We start from the raw sequence: 17,206 nt of genomic DNA on the forward strand, positions 1-17,206 counted from the left end.
ATCCGAGATAAAATGATGGATACAAATATATATCAGAAAATTATATATACAAGAATATACTGAATTATTTTCAGTCGTTTCCAGTATCTTTCGGTCATCTAGCGTTGCACCGCATTTATGATACTTGACGGGTTAATCGACCGAAAATGCTGGCAAAGGGGCTTTAGGCAAGCTCTCCGGCTGGGAAACTTGCTGCTCATTGGGGTTTATCTGGCTGGCCTGGCCCAGGCCCAACCGCGTGGGGTAGCCAGGTCGAAACGGTTTTTGGATTCATTGCAACGGGATACGTTTCACTATTTCTGGGACTTGGGCGATAATCCGCACGGGCTGATTCCTGACCGGTATCCGACCCCTTCCTTTGCCAGCATTGCCGCCACCGGTTTCGGGTTGACGGCTTATATAGTGGGCGTCGAGCGAGGCTACATTACCCGCCAGCAAGCTGCCGAGCGAACCCTGCGAACCCTGCGGTTTTTCCATACCGCTCCCCAGTCTACCGAGGCAAAAGGGGTAACGGGCCATCGCGGTTTTTTCTACCATTTTCTGGATATGAAAACCGGGCATCGCTTCAAGCAGGTCGAATTGTCGACCATCGACACGGCCCTGCTACTGGCCGGAATGCTGAGCAGCCAGACATATTTCAATCAGAATTCGCCCGTTGAGAAGGAGATTCGGATGTTGGTCGACCGCATTTACCGGCGGGTCGACTGGAATTGGATGCAGGTTCGCAAACCGCTGGTATCGATGGGCTGGCATCCGGAAACCGGGTTTATCCGCTCCGACTGGAAGGGCTACAATGAAGGGATGTTGCTGTATGTCCTGTCGCTGGCGTCGCCCACGCACCCGGTTGAGCCAGCCGCCTGGGGCGCCTGGACAGCCACGTATGCCTGGAACGAATTTCAGGGATTTTCACACGTTAACTTCGATCCGCTGTTCGGTCACCAGTATTCACACATCTGGATCGACTTCCGGAACATTCAGGATGCGTACATGCGGCAGAAAGGTCTGGATTATTTCGAAAACAGCCGCCGGGCCACGCTTGCCAACCGGGCGTATTGTCTGGCCAATCCGGGAAAATTTACGGGGTATGAATCCGATAGTTGGGGCCTCACGGCCTGCGACGGACCGAAAGACACCCTCATCGACGGCCGGGCGTTTTACTCCTACCGCGCACGGGGAGCCGCTGCCACACAAATTGTCGACGATGGCACGATTGCGCCCACGGCAGCAGGCGGTTCTATGCCGTTCACGCCCGAAGAAAGTATTCGGGCTTTGCAATGGATGAAATACCGCTATGGCAAAAAATTGTATGGCCCCTACGGTTTTAAAGACGCCTTCAACCTGACCTATCCGGGCCAGTGGTTCGGCAAAGACTATCTGGGCATCGACAGCGGCCCAATTCTGCTGATGACCGAAAATTACCGAACCAACCTCATCTGGAACCTCATGCTCCGCAACCCCACCCTCCGCCGGGGCTTGCTCCGCGCCGGCTTCCGGGGAGGCTGGTTGAGGAGTTAAGAGTTGAGAGTTAAGAGTTGGCTCCGCCACATTATTAGGAAACGGCGGAGCCAACTCTTAACTCTTAACTCTCTACTGAGAGGGGTTGGTTGACCTGGTCCTGGACGGGGAGGCCTTGTTGGTTCATTTGTTCGATGAACGGGTCGGGGTCTAGTTCTTCGCAGTTCCAGACGCCGGGTTTCATCCAGGTGCCTTTCAGCATCAGCATGGCGCCGATCATGGCCGGAACGCCCGTCGTATAGCTTACTGCCTGCCCACGAACCTCTTTGTAGGTTTCGGCGTGGTCGCAGTTGTTCCAGATGAAGTAGGTTTTCTCCTGACCGTCTTTGATGCCTTTAATCTGACAACCGATAGAGGTCTGGCCGGTGTAATTTTCACCCAACGTGTCGGGCGCTGGTAGAACCGCTTTCAGGAACTCCAGCGGAACGATGTCGATACCCTGGAATTTGATCGGTTTGATGCTGGTCATGCCCACGTTTTCCAGCACTTGCAGGTGGGTGATGTACTGCTGTCCGAAGGTCATCCAGAACCGTGCCCGTTGGAGGGTTGGGAAGTTTTTCACCAGTGATTCAAGTTCTTCGTGGTACAGGACGTATGACTCGCGCTCGCCGATGCCGGGGTATTCGATCGGTTTGTGGATCGACATGGGCGGTATTTCAACCCACTCGCCATTTTCCCAATACCGGCCCGGCTGCGTGATCTCGCGGATGTTGATTTCCGGGTTGAAGTTGGTGGCAAAGGCTTTGCCGTGGTTACCCGCGTTGCAATCGACAATATCAAGCGTATGCATCTCGTCGAAATGATGCTTGGCAGCGTAGGCTGTAAACACCTGCGTCGCGCCGGGATCGAAACCGCAGCCCAGCAACGCCATGATGCCCGCTTCCCGAAACCGCTCCTGGTAGGCCCACTGCCAGCTGTACTCAAATTTGGCCACGTCTTTCGGTTCGTAATTGGCCGTGTCGAGGTAATGAACCTTGGTTTCCAGACAGGCGTCCATAATCGGCAAATCCTGGTACGGCAGGGCCACATTGATCACCAGCACCGGCTGGAACTGCTTGATCAGCATAACCACTTCGGCCACAATGTCGGCATCGACCTGCGCGGTTTTGATTTCCACACCGTGCATTTCGCGGATTTCGGCGGCAATTTTATCGCATTTCGCCAACGTCCGACTGGCCAGCATTATGTCGGTAAAAACACCGGCATTCAGCGCGCATTTATGCGCTACGACGCTGCCGACTCCTCCGGCACCAATAATCAGCACTTTAGCCATTGTGTAGTGTAGTCTGTTTGGGATGGATCAGGCTTCCGGTCGGGCGACGGGTCTCCTGACGTGGGTTGAACAAATTCGCGCAAAGATAGACAGACCAAGCGTGCAGACACCCGAAAAGTCGGAAAAAGTTACGATCGGGCCGTTCAAAAGGATTCGAAAAACCAGGTTGTTTCCCATGAACGCATTACATATATTTGATATCAGACCGAACCCGAACATAGACACAAACCACTCCATTTTAGCGTTATGAAACTCAAGAGCAACACCGGCTCCTTCCAACTCTCCATCAAAGGCTATGGGGTAAAGGGCACCCACTGGCGGGATCGCAACAGCCTGCAATGTGAACTTTCGACCGAATGGCAGAAACAGTTCCACACCCAACTAGCTCCGCTGCAAACCTGGGAAATCAAACGATTGATCAACGGGCTGAAACTGCTGGTCAGTCGGGCGGTCAACCACGTCACCATCTCCTTCAATGAACCCGGTTTAAATGTCGAAGCCAAGTCTTTGTCCAACGAATCCTTTCATTTGCAGATCCAACTCGACCATTCAATGGCTCCCTCCTGGCATCCCTACCCCGACTTTCCCCTACTCGTGGACGTCACGCTGACGCGGATCCAATTGCGGGACATCATCCGGGACCTTGTCCGACAATTAGCTCTTTTTCCGGAGCGGTAAAATTTAGTATACCAAATTACTGGACTTACCGTTTTCTATCTTTTTCTAACATTTTATCCTTATTAGGCTGTGTATAGCACCGGCTTCGGTAAGTTATGCCTACCTTTACCCTTATAACTCAGAATTTTTCTGTAGGATAACCAATCCGGGAGAAGTTATTTTATTCCGGCCAGTGTGTGGATAATTAATGATAGAAGTTCGAAAAAGGAATCGTACTCAGACGATGGCGCGTATCCTCCAGGCCGTTGGCGAGGTTATTTCTGAGCGGGGTGTAAACCGGGTCGGCATTAATGCCGTTGCCGAAAAGGCGGGAGTCAACAAGGTACTCATTTATCGGTATTTTGGCGGGTGGGAAGGTCTGATGCAACAATTCCTCAACGAAGGGCATTTTCTGACCAATTACAACCGGCAATTTCTTGAAACGAAGCTTTCAGCCGGTAAGACACCTTGTTTGCCCCAAACCCGCATCGCCTATCTCCTTGGGTTGCTCCGGGAGTTAAAGGAGCGGTCATCAGCCCAGGAGTTACTGAAGTGGGAAATCAGCAATCCCAGCTCGTATTTAAACCAGCCTCTAGTCATGGCACGCAATGAATCGTTCCGGCAGGTGCTGGATCGACTCGTCGGGGATGAAGCAGAAGAAGATTTGACCGCCGTCACAGCTTTGTTGGTTTCAGGCATAACGATGCTGTTACTAATTGCTCCCTACCAGAGTCCTTTCATGAACATCGATCTGCAATCCGACGAAGGCTGGCAACGGATTGAATCCGCCATCCAACGGATTTGCGCCGAAAAATGACCGACCGAACCGTGTTTCTGGTACGATCAAGGCAACATCAGAACCACGTCTCTTTCCCTGCCAGGTATTTCGACCGCTGACCCAAAAATTATCATAGTTTAAATATTCCGGCTACATATTGAGCATCGATTTTGGCACCGCGTTTTGCTGTTGCCGTTGCGATGTCAATTTCCCAAATGTACGTGCCTTCTGTATAACTGCTCACCGGTAGGTACACCTTTCCATTTTCGCTAAGCAACGACAGCGTGACACCGCCCTGGCCGGCATGAGCCGGAATATCACCGGTTACCTCTTTGATCGTCTTGTTGTTCAGGTCAATGAGGACGGCATTCAGGTTGACATCTTCGTAGGCCCACTGCCCACCGGAAAATGGGAAACGCCCCATTTCGGCCAACACCAGCCCATTGCCCAGATACTGACTGAAGTAAATTTTTCGGTTGTTCGAACTATCATCCAGGTTGAAAAAATACGTCGGGTCAAAAGTCGTCTCGCCGTTTTTTATCCGCAGAAAACCAGACGGTTTGGTCCGCTGGGAGAACGTAAAGCCCGACGAAGCAACGGTATAAATGTCCCCGTTTTCAGTTTTGATCAACCCACTGCTGCTATTCGCTGAACCTGCGGGTCCGGTCCGGGTATCCTTGATCACCTTTTCGAGTGTAAAAGACGGATACGTATAAACGGCTACGTAGGCTGTGTCGGTGAATGGGGTCTGGCGGTCTGTCCGGCTTTGGAGATAATACGAAACGAACGCTTTGTTGTCACGAATGCTCATTCCGGAAGGCCAGACCTGATCTTCCCGAAACAAGGGAAGCAGTGAACTTTTAACTTGCCCCGTCAGGGTAGCATTACCCGCGTTAACGGTGTAAAAAGTTGCGGTTCGGTTATCGGCAGCCGCGCGGGGAATCTGAATTCCGGCCAGGGTATTGTCGTCAACGGGGGTGATGACATCGAAGTACTTTTCAAAATTGAAGGTGCCTTTCTGCACCAGTTTGTTCGATCCGTCGAGGCCATAGCCAATGCCCGTAGGTGTCCCCTGCCCGGCATCACTGCCGCCGATGCTGAAGAGAGTCGATCCAGTCTGTACGTACGATCGTTTCCCTTGCTGGGCCATTCCGTTTCCGCCCGTTGTCAGGGTGCCGCTCATCAATGAGGTGGTTTGAACCAGGTAATCGGCCGTCTGACCGTTGGTCCCCGCACTACGCACTACCACGACATAGCGCCCCGCGTCAACCGGTTCTGTCGGGTCCGGCTCTTTTTCTTTAGTACATGAACTCAACAGCGTCGTCGCGCCCAGAGCTGCCCAAATCAGTAGCTGTTTCGGTTTCATACTGGTGGAATGTATTATTCCACGAATTTAGTTACTTTATCGATACAATAGCCTCCGATCATTCATCGACACAGCTTTCTTTTCATTTTGATCGGACATACTATCCGTATAATCGAACGGAAAGACCGTTAAGCCCTTCATCCGTTGCTATCGGCGCGCTCGATGATTTCGGCCGCTTCTTCCAGATCGTCTTTTTCGGGCTTGGGAGCTTCCTTCACGACGGGTTCCGGTGCGTAAGCCAGCGTAATCAGAATCGGAAAATGATCAGACCCGCAGTTTGGCAACCGGCGAATCCGACGCAGTTTAAAATGGTGGGACACAAAAATGTGGTCGAGCGGCCAGCGAAACATGAAATACTGGGCATGAAACGTGTTGTACAATCCCCGGCCAATGCGCGGATCGAGCAGCCCGCTGACTCGCTGAAAGAGCCGCGTGGTATGCGACCAGGCTACATCATTCAAATCGCCCGAGACGATCACCGGTTCTTTCTGCTTCCGGACTTCCTTGCCAATCACCAGCAACTCGGCGTCGCGTTCGGTTGAGCGGTAATGTTCGGTCGGGCTGGGCGGCATGGGATGAATCCCGTAAAAATGCACCACCTGTCCCGAATCCAGTTTCAGTTGGGCATAAATCGACGGAATGTCATCCTGAATCAAAAACCGCACTTCGTGGTATTGAATCGGTAGCCGCGAATAGAACAGCATTCCATAGGTATTTTCGAGCGGGTGCAGAATCCGGTGCGGATAATCGCCTTGGAGCGGCTCCAGGGCTTCCCGCCAACGTTCGTTCCCTTCCAGAATCAAGACTACATCCGGCTGATATTTATCCACCAGCTTCAATACATCGGGGCAGTGCGTGTTGTCCATAAACACATTGGCGTTCAGAATCCGGATCAGATTCGACTCTTTACGGCCGTCTTTCGGTCGGCGGATGTAGCGGACCTGTTTGCGGTGCAAGGGTGTAAACGGATAAATCAACCAGCCCTCGTAAAGTAGCGCGGCCAGCAACCCGGTCATGGCCAGAACCATCGGCCACTCGGTATTGCGACTAAAAACCGCCCAGGCCAGCAGTCCGATACCCGACAGAATGGTAAGCTGAAGATGGGGAAAGTCCCAGATGCGAATCCACCAATAGTCGATCCGAATGAGGTGAATAAACGAAATAACGGTAATGAAAAGGGCATAGCCAATGAGAATCGACTCCAGGGTGCTCATTTCAGATTGCAGGTTCCAAACACGTTGTTCATGGGGAAACAAGATACAGGATTCGTCCTGAATCATTGATTCTACAGCAAGAAACCTGTTTGAATGTCTAAAGGTTTTGGCGGTTTTTAGTATGTCACCGCATGTAGAAGCATCATCCCTTTGGAGTGTTAGTTCTCCGGGTTTGAATAATTGATTAGCAATTGTTCAATTTCTGTCTTAAGCATCGGTAGATGATTCTTGATGATACTCCACACAATAGCCGGGTCAACGGAATCATAAGCATGGATCAAAATATTTCTGGTTGCAACAATCTGACGTAAGTTTGAAATGGCAATCGTGGCATCCTGCTTCCTAAGACTGTTGGCCGCTTCACCAATTATTTCTAAGGCTCGTTGTACAGCATATTGCGTCGCTAAATCCCTCTGAAAAGATGTAAAATCAGATTTATTGCCCAGGAAATCTTCAATGTATCCGATATGAATTTGAATATCTCTCAGATATTTCCGAATCTCATGCGGCATAAATTAGTGTTTTACTTTTATGTACCGAAGCAGCGAAATACGTATTTTTAAATGATTGGTTGGGAAGCAAATCGATTCTCCGTTTCAAGTGGTCTTCAAGATCAAATAGCAAATTGAAGTAGGTTTCACCTTTCTGTTCCGGAGCCATTTGGTCCGGGAACTCCACTAAAAAATCAATATCACTTTCCTCGTTAAACGTCTCATTGGTAACTGAGCCGAACACATACAATTTTTCAACCCTGTGCTTTTTACAAAGTTCATGTAAAATCTGACCGTATGGTTTCAAAAAGGCGTACATAATCGTTCTTTTCTGGCCGAAAATACATAAAAACCTTCAACTCTAACACATCAGTCGCCCTTTTTCAAGCCAGCATAATAATCACAATGCCCCTTTAGCACACACTGCGGACAGCGGGGGTAACTCCAGATGCAGACCCGCTGTCCGTGCCAGTAGAAGTGCTTGTGAAAATTGAACAGCACCGTCGCATCCTGGGGCAAATAAGCCAGCAAGATGGCGTGGGCCTTCTCGGCGCTGACCTTCGGGCCAATTACTCCCAAGCGCTGCGTCACCCGGTGGACGTGCGTATCGACGGGCAAAACCGGTTTTTGAAAATTAAAGAGTAAAAGCAGCGTCGCGGTTTTCAGGCCAACGCCCGGTAGAGCCGTCAGCCACTTCATGGCGGTTTCGGTGTCCAGCCCACGCAGAAAATCGATGTCGGCTTTTCCCCGTTCAGCCAGAATACGGGTCAGGATTTGTTGAATGTAAGGCGCTTTGACTTCCGGGTAATTGGCGGTTTTGATGGCATCCGTCAACTCGTCGACCGGGGCATCACGAATGGCTTCCCAGGAACCAAACCGCTCCCACATCGTCCGGAAAGCCGTCACTTCGTTGGCGTGCGTGGTCCGATGCGACAAAACCGTCGCGATTAGTTCGTGCATCGGGTCAAGCCGCGCATAAATGGACTGCACGCCGTAGTGTTCGTTGAGCAACTCGTGCACGAGTCGGGTTTTCGCTTCCACATCCAGGGTCGTCATCAAAAAGAATCAGATGATTTTTGTCATTACAACCGATTGTTCGTCGACTTGGTTAATTGTCGTTGTACTTTTGCGGTATCATTCTGACTCATACAATGACACCAGTTTTCCGTAATGTATTCCTTTTCCTTTTTCTCCTGACCCTTTTAACGTATGCCGGTTTTTGTCAAACACCCACCCAAACCCTTCGCGGCACCGTGACGGATGCCAGTCAGGGCCGACCGCTGGCCGGAGCCTCCGTTCAGCTACGCAGCCTGTCGTCCGGGACCTCCGACATTGGAACCATTACCGATGAGCAGGGCCGTTTCCGGTTACCGAACGTGCCGGTGGGTCGCCATCAGGTAACGATTTCGTTTCTGGGCTACGAACCGACCGTCATCAACGAAGTGTTAGTCGAATCCGGCAAGGAACAGGTTCTTGAAGTACAGTTGCAACCCGGTGTGCAGCAACTGGGCGAGGCCACGGCGGTGGGTGCCCGTACCGACCGAACGATCAGCGCCGAAAACATCACCATCGAGCAGGTGTTGCGGTTTCCGGCCTCCTACCTCGATCCGGCCCGACTGGCCACGGCCTACGCGGGCGTAGTCACGACCAACGACGGCACGAACAACATTTCCGTGCGCGGCAACTCGCCCAACAGCCTGCTCTGGCGGCTCGAAGGCGTCGAAATCGTCAATCCGAACCACCAGAGCAACGCCGGTACCATCGGCGACCGGCCCACGGCAGCGGGCGGGGGCGTCAACATGCTGAGTGCTCAACTACTCGGCACCACCCGGTTTCTGACGGCCGCTTTTCCGTCCGACTATGGCAACACGGTGGGCGGGGTTATGGACATGAGCCTGCGCCCCGGCAACAACGAACGCCATGAATTCATCGCCCAGGCCGGTCTGATCGGGCTGGACCTGGCCGCCGAAGGGCCGCTTTCGAAGCAAAAAGGCTCTTCGTATCTGGTCAACTACCGGTATTCATTCACGGGTTTGCTCGCTGCGATGGGCGTAACGTTTGGTGGGGAAGATATCCGGTTTCAGGACTTGTCGTTCAACCTGACGTTTCCGACCCGAAAAGGCGGGCGGTTTACAGTGTTCGGGCTGGCGGGCAACAGCAGCAACGATTTTATCGCCAAGGCCGTCGATGAACAGGAAGAGGACAAAGACCGGAACACCATCCGTTTTACAACCCGAATGGCCGCCGGGGGCCTGACGCTGAGCCAGCCGCTGGGCACGCGCTGGTTGTGGAAAACCGCCCTCGTGGTTTCGGCCAACCGGGCCGCCCGAACGCTGGACTTTCCGGGGGACACGCGCTTTCGTCCGAATTACGAAATGGACACCCAAAAAGCTGCCCGCTCAACACTCACCACCTCGTTCAATTACCGAATCAACGCCCGAAACAGCTTCCGAACCGGCGTCTATCTAACCTACACCGACAACCGCTTAGACGTCTGGCGGGGCATGATGCCGCCCGTCATCAGTTCCGCCAATGGTTCGCTGATTAACGGTTCGGTGGAAGGGTGGATGATTCAGCCGTATGTCAATTACCAATGGTTACCCGTTGATAACCTGACGATTAACGCCGGTTTTTTCTACAACAGCTTTACGTTCAACCAAAGCCGGTCACTGGAGCCCCGCGCTTCCGTTACCTGGGATGTAAAACCGGGTCGTGCCTTGACGGTCGCGTACGGTTTACACAGCCAGCCACAGTTGCCGCAGGTGTACTTTCGCCTTCTTGATCAGCAAACGGGACCGCGCCCCAACCCAAACGTGAATCAATCGCTTGGATTTACCAAAGCACACCACGTCGTTTTAGGCTACAAACACCAGCTTACGCCGGACAGTTACTGGAAGCTGGAAGCCTACTCGCAACAGCTCTTTGATGTGCCGATCAGCGCGGTGCCCGGCAGCGCGTTTTCGGCCCTGAACCTCATCGAATCCTACGTCGACGAGCCGCTGGTGAACGCCGGGAAAGGCCGAAATCAGGGCGTTGAACTGACGTATCAGAAATACCTGTCGCGAAACTTTTATGTGCTGGCGTCGGGTTCGGTTTACGAATCGAAATACCGGGGATCGGACAATGTCTGGCGCAGCACGCGGTTCGATGGCGGTTTTACGAGCAATCTGACCGCCGGGAAAGAATGGACGAAAAGCCGGGAAGGCCGCAGCCGCATCTGGGGCCTGAACGGGCGGCTAACCTACGCGGGCGGTTTTCGCGACCGGCCGATCGACCTGACGGCTTCGCAACAACAAAGCACCACCGTCTACAGCAGCGAGGAATTCAGCGTCAAGCTTCCGGCCTATTTCCGGACGGATCTTCGCGTTTACTGGAAAAAAAGTAAAGCCCGCTACAGCCGCACGCTCTCACTGGACCTGCAAAACCTGACGGGCGCACAGAATGCCTTCTACAGCTACTTCGACGCGTTCCAGGGGAAAGTCGTGCAACGCTACCAATTGGGCCTGATTCCGATTCTAAATTACCGCTGGGAATTTTGAGGAACCAACGTGCGCTGTGAATCATCCCTGTCAGGGTCGTTGACCGCTGACAGGGATCTACACCCGCATCTTCGCCGTGGTGTCCAGCACCTGCTTCACGTCTTGGGTAGAAACTTTCTGGCCGGTTTCGGCGGCCCGGTAAATGGCTTCGATGAACTGCACATCGCGCAAGCCCATCTCTCCCGGCACGGTCGTCTCTTTGTTGTTCAGGATGCAATCCGCAAACGCATCCATCTGGCGGGCTTGTTGCGGCACGTTTTCAATGTCCATGTCGCCCTGGCTTGTTTTGCCTTTCAGCCCTTCATATGCATAAGCCGGCGAAAGTTCAAACCAGCCTTGGTCAGCTTCGGCCCGCAGCAGGTTGTATTTTTCGTTGTAGCTCGTCCGGCAATCAGCCATTGTTCCATCGGGAAAGTGCAACTGAAAATCCACCCCCTCCTCGACATTTTTGAATTTTTCCTTGTCTGTAATCGGGTGAAATTTGGCTGTCACCGCAATCGGAATTTCGCCTTTCGTGTATATAGCGCCCTGCAAACAATAAATCCCCACATCGGGCAGCGGACCGCCCCCGCCCAGTTTCCGGTTTAGTCGCCAGGGCGTGTCATTGCCTTGTTTTTGACCATTCTGGGCGTAAATTTTCTTCACGGGTCCGTACACTTTCTGCTGGCCTAACCGCATCATTTCCAGGTTATGCGGCTCAAAATGCAAGCGGTAACCGATGGACAGTTTTTTACCTGCCTTGTTGCAGGCTTCGATCATTTTCTGCGCATCAACGGCGTTAGTTGCCATCGGTTTTTCGCAAATCACATGCTTCCCGGCTTCAGCCGCCCGAATCACATATTCCGCGTGCATCGAATTCGGCAACACCACGTAGACAATGTCAATGTCGGGGTTATCGGCTATTTGATCGAACGTCTGGTAGTTGTAGACATTCTTATCCGGTATTTTGTATTGATCTTTCCACTTCTCCACTTTGTCGGGCGTGCCGGTCACGATACCCGCCAGCCGACACAACTTGGTTTTTTCCAGCGCGGGCGCCAGTTGTCCTTCGCTGTATTTTCCCAATCCGACCAGCGCAATGCCCAGTTTGCGGCCTCCGGCGGTTTCGGTAGCTGCCGATTCTTCGGTGTCGGAAGACGTTTTATTTTCTCCATTCCCGCAAGCCAGCGAGACGATACCCGGCAACCCGATCGAAGCGAGCCCGACATGGCGCATGAAATTCCGGCGGGAAAAAGGCGACTGGTTCATAACGTGCAGTATTTTGGGTTTAAAAACCGAGTGTTAACGGTTTTTAAAACCGGGTGTTCACCAGTTTGTTCGGGTAACTGCGACAACGGCCCGGTTTTGTCGAGCACCAGCATCTCCTCCGAATCTGATTTTGATCACCTAATTCCGGTGAATTCTGCCGTAGATTTGCCAAAATCCAAACAGACCATTCGCTATCCCGTTTATTGGGAAAGTTCGCACGTTATGAGCAATCTGGTTCCCATTGTCAGTCCGGAACAAGCCGTTCAGGTTATTCAATCCGGCAATCGCGTTTTTATCCATAGTGTTGCCCAAACCCCACACCGCCTGATTGCCGCGATGGTCGACCGCGCCCGGGCCGAACAGCTTCGCGACATCGAGGTTTGTCACATGCACACCGAAGGGCACATCCCCTACTGCGACCCGGAGAATGCCGAGCACTTCAACCCCAATGCCTTTTTCATCGGGGCCAACATGCGGAAGGAAGTCAACACCGGGCTGGCCGACTACGTGCCGGTTTTTCTGAGCGAAATACCGCTGTTGTTCCAACGAAACATCCTGCCGATCGATGTAGCGCTGATCCAGGTTTCTCCGCCCGACCAGCACGGCTATTGTTCGCTCGGCCCCTCTGTCGATATCTCCCTGAGCGCCGTCAAATCGGCCAAGTATGTCATTGCGCAGATCAACCCGAACGTGCCCCGGACGCACGGCGATGGCATTATCCACGTCAAAACGCTGCATGCCGCCGTGGAATGTAACGACCCGCTGTACGAGATGGCGCTAAAACCGGCCTCACCGACCGAGCAGCGAATCGGCCGGTTCGTGGCCGAACTGGTGGAAGACGGCGCGACGCTGCAAATGGGCATCGGCGGGATTCCCAATGCGGTGTTGTCGGAACTGATTCACCACCAGAAACTGGGCATTCACACCGAGATGTTTTCCGACGGCGTGATCGACCTGGTCGAGCGGGGTGTGATTACCAATGAATTGAAGAAGGCGATTCCGTACAAACTGGTTTCCTGCTTCGCGATGGGCACCCGGCGGCTGTACGATTTCATCGATGACAATCCGGGCGTGGTCATGAAAGAAGTGACCTACACCAACGACACGGCCATTATTCGCAGAAACCCGAAAGTGACGGCCATCAACAGCGCCATCGAGGTGGATCTGACGGGACAGGTTTGTGCCGATACCATCGGGACCTACCAGTATTCGGGCGTGGGCGGACAAATGGATTTCGTGCGGGGCGCTTCGCTCTCGGAAGGCGGAAAACCGATCATCGCCCTGCCGTCGGTAACGAAGAACGGGGAGAGTAAGATTGTTCCGTTTCTGAAACCGGGTGCTGGCGTTACTACCACCCGCGCGCACGTTCACTACATCGTAACCGAATACGGCGTAGCGTATCTCTACGGCAAAAACCTTCGCCAGCGCGCCCGGGCCCTAATCAACATTGCCCACCCCGACCACCGCGAACTACTCGAACGCCAGGCCCATGAGCGGTTCAAGGTATTTTAAAGAGCGAAAGAGTAAAAGAGCGAAAGAGCGAATTGCTCCGCCAGATTGTAACTTTTGCGGAGCAATTCGCTCTTTCGCTCTTTCACTCTCAAGGCGCTTGCCTTGCATAGTCGGCGATGGTCATCGTTGGTTTGCCCAGTTCGGCCCAGGTCGATTCAGCTTCGAATTGCTCCGGGTAGTGGTTGAGCGCTTCGACGATGTGCGCACCATAATTCAATTTTTGACTAAACCGCCCGAAAAACCGGAGGACGCCTACCGGCGCGTTGATGATACGGAGCTTTCGTTTCGGATACTGCTGCACGAACAACCGGGCTGCGGCTTCGTAGGTGTGGGCTTCGGGTCCCTGAATGACGTACGCCCGGTTTTCGTCGCCCGGCAGTTGCAGCGCCCGGGCCACCTGCCGACCGTAATCTTGTCCGGCAATGAACCACATTCGTACGTCGGACTGCCCGGCCAGCGGCAAAAACCGCCCCTGCGTTTGCATCGAGAAACTTTCCATAAACGTCGAGGGGTAAAAAATTGTACTCGGAATACCCGACGCTTTCAGCAGTCGCACGGCTTCGTGCTTCCGATCGAATACCCACCAGCGAAAACCGTTCTGGCCCTGATACCGCATCACGAGCGACGACAGGTAGCCAATCCGCTGAATACCGGCTCGTTGCGCTTCGGCCAGCAGTATTTTCATTCCATCGGTTTCCGTGTGGAAGTCCGCCGGTTTTTCGTCCTGCCGGACGGACAAGTTCAGATAAACCGCCTGCTGGTTGTGCATCCCCGCCCGAAGGCTCTCAGGATTCTGCAAATCGGCGGCCACGACCTTTACCCCCGGAAATAAAGCCATCGCTTTCACCGGATCGCGGGCCAGAATCGTGACGGTATATCCGGCTTTGATGAGTTGCTCCGTCACCGGTTTTCCAAGTAGGCCCGTTGCACCCAAGACAGCGATATTCATGACTATCAGTCTGATAAGTTATCGGTGAAAAGCTATTTGGTTCTGGCTTAATCACCAGTTAGGACACAGTGGAGATCTTTGCCAATGATAGAAGTCGCCGGATGGCCCGGGTATAACGGGGTCGGTTGTAGCGCTGTACCAGAATTGGGTAAATATTCAACAAGACGTTGAACACCAGCAACCAGACAGTCCCGGCAAGGGAATACTTTATGGCGACAAAAACAGTAATGCCCAGAACAATAAGGGCAATAAGAGTATGTCCTAGCTCCGAAACGCGCGTTGCCCGTTCACACTGCTGAAGCGCAGGCAGGGCCTTTTTTACGGGATTGGCCATCCGGCTTTGTTTCTCCCAACCCACCAACCGCAGGAATCGTCGGTAAACATGAACTCCCAGGCTGTTGTAGAGCTTGCCCTCTTTTTCAAAGGGATAACTGGCAAAATACCGGTAATCGAGTTTCGGCTTGAACTGTGATTCGATGATCGTGAACCAGAACATCAGCGCAAAGTTTACCACCCAACTAAAAAGCGGAGAGGTTACACTCATCCCGTTGGAAAGGCTAAATTGAATCAATACAAGGGTTCCGAGCGTCGTTACCAGCGCAACAAACCATTTGGTGGCTATTTTCATTGAATTCCTCTTCTGTTGCTTTCAGTTCTCATTGTTTCGATTTTCGCGGATATCCTCGCCAAAAACCAACTCAGCCGAATCAAATAAAACTGCCAGCATTCGCCCAAATTCGGCCTGCCAGGAAGCCGTGATGGTAATCTCCTCCCCCGAAACCGGGTGCCGAAACCGAATCTGTCGGGCGTGCAGCAGCATCGTGTGCATCCCGAACCGCTCCTTGAAAAACCGGTTTTGTTTGTTGCAGCCGTGGGGTCGGTCGCCAATGATGGGGTGAAAGACGTGCGCCATGTGCTTCCGAAGCTGGTGCAGTCGGCCCGTCCTGGGCGTCAATTCCACGAGTGAATACCGGGACGTGGCATGTTTGCCAAACGGAATGGCGAGTTCGGCTTGCCGCAACGTTTTCACATTCGTAAACGCTTCCTGTTCAACCCCATCTTCGCGACGGAGCGGGTAGTCGATGGCCAGTTCATCCGGCGTAAAGCCCCGGACAATTGCCAGATAGGTCTTCCGGACGAGGCCCTCGGCAAACTGCTGCTGCATGAGCGAATTCATTGTCTCGTTGAGGGCAAATAGCAACACTCCGCCAGTTTTCCGGTCCAGCCGATGCACCGGATATACCCGCTGGCCCAACTGATCCCGCAGCAACTGAACGGCAAACTCGCTGGCGTCGCTGGCGATCATCGAGCGGTGGACGAGCAAACCGTGCGGTTTATTGATCGCCACCAGCTCAGCCGACTGATACAGAATCTCCAATGACGGTCTTGATGCAGTTTCGACCACCGTTTTTACATCCTCCATCAATACTTCGCCAGCAAATTCAACAGTTTCCGGTCTAGTTTGTGGCCGTGCCAGTCCTCGTAGGCCACATCGGTCCGTCGGGAATCCAGTATGCCGAAATCGCCGATGAACTCCCAGAGCGCAAAGCCGATGCCGTTGCTGGTCAGGATATCGAGCACGTCGCCGAACCAGGCCAGAAAGACGTCGTGGGGTGTTTTGTTCCAGCAGCCGCACTCGCCACAATGGACGCCCACGCCCTGGTTGACGAGCGCAATCCAGGGTTTGTAAAACTCCTCCAGCATGGCGCGGCTGAGGTACTTGTCGCCCACCTGCCCAGGCCACTTGGGTTCCGGCAGGTTTTCGGGGTCTTTGTTGGCCCAGGGCGCTTTGTAGTGCGAAATAATGCCCGGATGGTAGCCCCGGCAACTCTGGGCAATGTTCAGGTCCGTTATCTCAGGGATAACGGTCGAGCCGGTATTGTTGCCATCGGCAACGACCAGGTGGTTTGGGTTTTCCTTTCGAATGGCTTCCGAAGCGGCCTTGGCGACTTTCCGGTATACGTCGCCCGGCACGGCTGAGCGTTTGGAGTGCTGGTCGTTCATGTCTTCGCGCATCCCCGGTTCGTTGACCAGGTCGAAGCTGATTTTTTGCGGAGACGTATTTTTATACCGCTTCGCCCAATAATTCCAGTGAAAATTAAAGGCATCCTGCGCCTGCTGATCGCGCCAGAGGTTGTACGGCTCATGAAAACCGGCATTGACGCAGTAGCCCGGCGCACGATGCAGGTTCAGGCTAACGTGAAGCCCCTGCTGGTGGGCCATCGCAACGAGTCTGTCGATTCGCTCCACGGCCTGTTCATCAATCTGATAGACTTCTTCGGGCGTAATATTCCGGCTCCGGTCGAACTTGAGGTAATACGGATACGCCATCGGCAGCCGGACAAAATCAAAGCCCCAGTCGCGCATCCACTTGAACTGCTCTTCTTCGGTCGCCCGGCGGCTCTGCGTGGGGTCGGGCGAAAAGAAGTCGAGCAGGTTGAAGCCTTTCCATTTGGGGAGCTTATTTTTTAACGGTGCTGGTGGTGCGGAAGCAGCTGCCAAAACCGCCGGTCCGGTCGTGCTGACGGCCGCAGCCAGTGCCCCCGTCTGTTGAAGAAATAGTCTGCGTTGCATGAAGGGTTGGAAAAGTCCTTCACAAACTTAGTCAAAAACGGGGTGCGGTTTACGGTTTTTCCAAAACCCTGTCAGCGCCGGGCCGTCGCA

At 53.3% G+C, this 17,206-nt stretch carries 16 protein-coding genes; 5 read left to right on the forward strand and 11 right to left on the reverse strand.

The window, feature by feature from the left end; all coding sequences use genetic code 11:
• The first annotated feature begins 189 nt into the window (after positions 1 to 189).
• On the forward strand, positions 190 to 1,515 hold the full coding sequence (locus tag ACO2Q8_RS28015; protein WP_423348211.1) for a glucoamylase family protein: 1,326 nt from the start codon (positions 190 to 192) through the stop codon (positions 1,513 to 1,515).
• Between the two features lie 64 nt (positions 1,516 to 1,579).
• On the opposite strand, the gene ACO2Q8_RS28020 is transcribed toward ACO2Q8_RS28015, so the two are convergent.
• A complete protein-coding gene (locus ACO2Q8_RS28020) occupies positions 1,580 to 2,788 on the reverse strand; it encodes a saccharopine dehydrogenase family protein (RefSeq protein ID WP_423348212.1) in 1,209 nt (402 codons plus the stop codon).
• Positions 2,789 to 3,034: 246 nt separating this feature from the next.
• On the opposite strand from ACO2Q8_RS28020, the gene ACO2Q8_RS28025 reads away from it, so the two are divergent.
• The gene (locus ACO2Q8_RS28025) at positions 3,035 to 3,466 is read left to right on the forward strand and encodes a WapI family immunity protein (RefSeq protein WP_423348213.1); all 432 of its coding nucleotides are present in this window, start codon (positions 3,035 to 3,037) and stop codon (positions 3,464 to 3,466) included.
• A gap of 223 nt (positions 3,467 to 3,689) precedes the next feature.
• Positions 3,690 to 4,262 carry a TetR/AcrR family transcriptional regulator gene (locus ACO2Q8_RS28030; RefSeq protein ID WP_423348214.1) on the forward strand — a complete coding sequence of 191 codons (573 nt, stop codon included), beginning with the start codon at positions 3,690 to 3,692 and terminating at the stop codon, positions 4,260 to 4,262.
• Between the two features lie 91 nt (positions 4,263 to 4,353).
• On the opposite strand, the gene ACO2Q8_RS28035 is transcribed toward ACO2Q8_RS28030, so the two are convergent.
• The 5 genes from ACO2Q8_RS28035 to ACO2Q8_RS28055 form a co-directional block, all read right to left on the reverse strand.
• Positions 4,354 to 5,589 carry a DUF4374 domain-containing protein gene (locus ACO2Q8_RS28035; protein ID WP_423348215.1) on the reverse strand — a complete coding sequence of 412 codons (1,236 nt, stop codon included), beginning with the start codon at positions 5,587 to 5,589 and terminating at the stop codon, positions 4,354 to 4,356.
• Between the two features lie 137 nt (positions 5,590 to 5,726).
• Entirely contained in the window at positions 5,727 to 6,803 is a 1,077-nt protein-coding gene (locus ACO2Q8_RS28040) for an endonuclease/exonuclease/phosphatase family protein (protein ID WP_423348216.1), read from the reverse strand.
• Between the two features lie 158 nt (positions 6,804 to 6,961).
• A complete protein-coding gene (locus ACO2Q8_RS28045; RefSeq protein ID WP_423348217.1) occupies positions 6,962 to 7,315 on the reverse strand; it encodes a DUF86 domain-containing protein in 354 nt (117 codons plus the stop codon).
• On the reverse strand, positions 7,305 to 7,613 hold the full coding sequence (locus ACO2Q8_RS28050) for a nucleotidyltransferase family protein (RefSeq protein WP_423348218.1): 309 nt from the start codon (positions 7,611 to 7,613) through the stop codon (positions 7,305 to 7,307). The genes ACO2Q8_RS28045 and ACO2Q8_RS28050 overlap by 11 nt, the downstream gene beginning before the upstream one ends.
• 50 nt (positions 7,614 to 7,663) lie before the next feature.
• Complete coding sequence (locus ACO2Q8_RS28055) at positions 7,664 to 8,350, reverse strand: endonuclease III domain-containing protein (RefSeq protein ID WP_423348219.1); 687 nt, start codon at positions 8,348 to 8,350, stop codon at positions 7,664 to 7,666.
• A gap of 95 nt (positions 8,351 to 8,445) precedes the next feature.
• On the opposite strand from ACO2Q8_RS28055, the gene ACO2Q8_RS28060 reads away from it, so the two are divergent.
• On the forward strand, positions 8,446 to 10,833 hold the full coding sequence (locus tag ACO2Q8_RS28060; RefSeq protein WP_423348220.1) for a carboxypeptidase regulatory-like domain-containing protein: 2,388 nt from the start codon (positions 8,446 to 8,448) through the stop codon (positions 10,831 to 10,833).
• Positions 10,834 to 10,890: 57 nt separating this feature from the next.
• On the opposite strand, the gene ACO2Q8_RS28065 is transcribed toward ACO2Q8_RS28060, so the two are convergent.
• Positions 10,891 to 12,081 (reverse strand): Gfo/Idh/MocA family protein, encoded by a 1,191-nt coding sequence (locus tag ACO2Q8_RS28065; RefSeq protein ID WP_423348221.1) that lies wholly within the window; start codon positions 12,079 to 12,081, stop codon positions 10,891 to 10,893.
• 222 nt (positions 12,082 to 12,303) lie between these two features.
• Between ACO2Q8_RS28065 and ACO2Q8_RS28070 the strand changes: the two genes are divergently transcribed.
• Positions 12,304 to 13,593, forward strand: coding sequence for an acetyl-CoA hydrolase/transferase family protein (locus tag ACO2Q8_RS28070; protein WP_423348222.1), 1,290 nt, complete (start codon positions 12,304 to 12,306; stop codon positions 13,591 to 13,593).
• A gap of 88 nt (positions 13,594 to 13,681) precedes the next feature.
• Here the strand turns inward: ACO2Q8_RS28070 and ACO2Q8_RS28075 are convergent, their stop codons facing one another.
• From ACO2Q8_RS28075 to ACO2Q8_RS28090, 4 genes are read right to left on the reverse strand one after another with little or no spacing between them, the layout of a single operon-like run.
• Positions 13,682 to 14,542, reverse strand: coding sequence for an SDR family oxidoreductase (locus tag ACO2Q8_RS28075; protein WP_423348223.1), 861 nt, complete (start codon positions 14,540 to 14,542; stop codon positions 13,682 to 13,684).
• Between the two features lie 58 nt (positions 14,543 to 14,600).
• Positions 14,601 to 15,170: a hypothetical protein gene (locus ACO2Q8_RS28080; RefSeq protein WP_423348224.1), complete on the reverse strand. Its 570-nt coding sequence runs from the start codon at positions 15,168 to 15,170 to the stop codon at positions 14,601 to 14,603.
• A gap of 21 nt (positions 15,171 to 15,191) precedes the next feature.
• The gene (locus ACO2Q8_RS28085) at positions 15,192 to 15,965 is read right to left on the reverse strand and encodes a pseudouridine synthase (RefSeq protein WP_423348225.1); all 774 of its coding nucleotides are present in this window, start codon (positions 15,963 to 15,965) and stop codon (positions 15,192 to 15,194) included.
• The gene (locus ACO2Q8_RS28090) at positions 15,965 to 17,116 is read right to left on the reverse strand and encodes a glycoside hydrolase family 5 protein (protein WP_423348226.1); all 1,152 of its coding nucleotides are present in this window, start codon (positions 17,114 to 17,116) and stop codon (positions 15,965 to 15,967) included. The genes ACO2Q8_RS28085 and ACO2Q8_RS28090 overlap by 1 nt, the downstream gene beginning before the upstream one ends.
• Positions 17,117 to 17,206 lie beyond the last annotated feature (90 nt).

Source organism: Larkinella sp. VNQ87 (assembly GCF_049445795.1).
Classification (GTDB): Bacteria; Bacteroidota; Bacteroidia; order Cytophagales; family Spirosomataceae; genus Larkinella.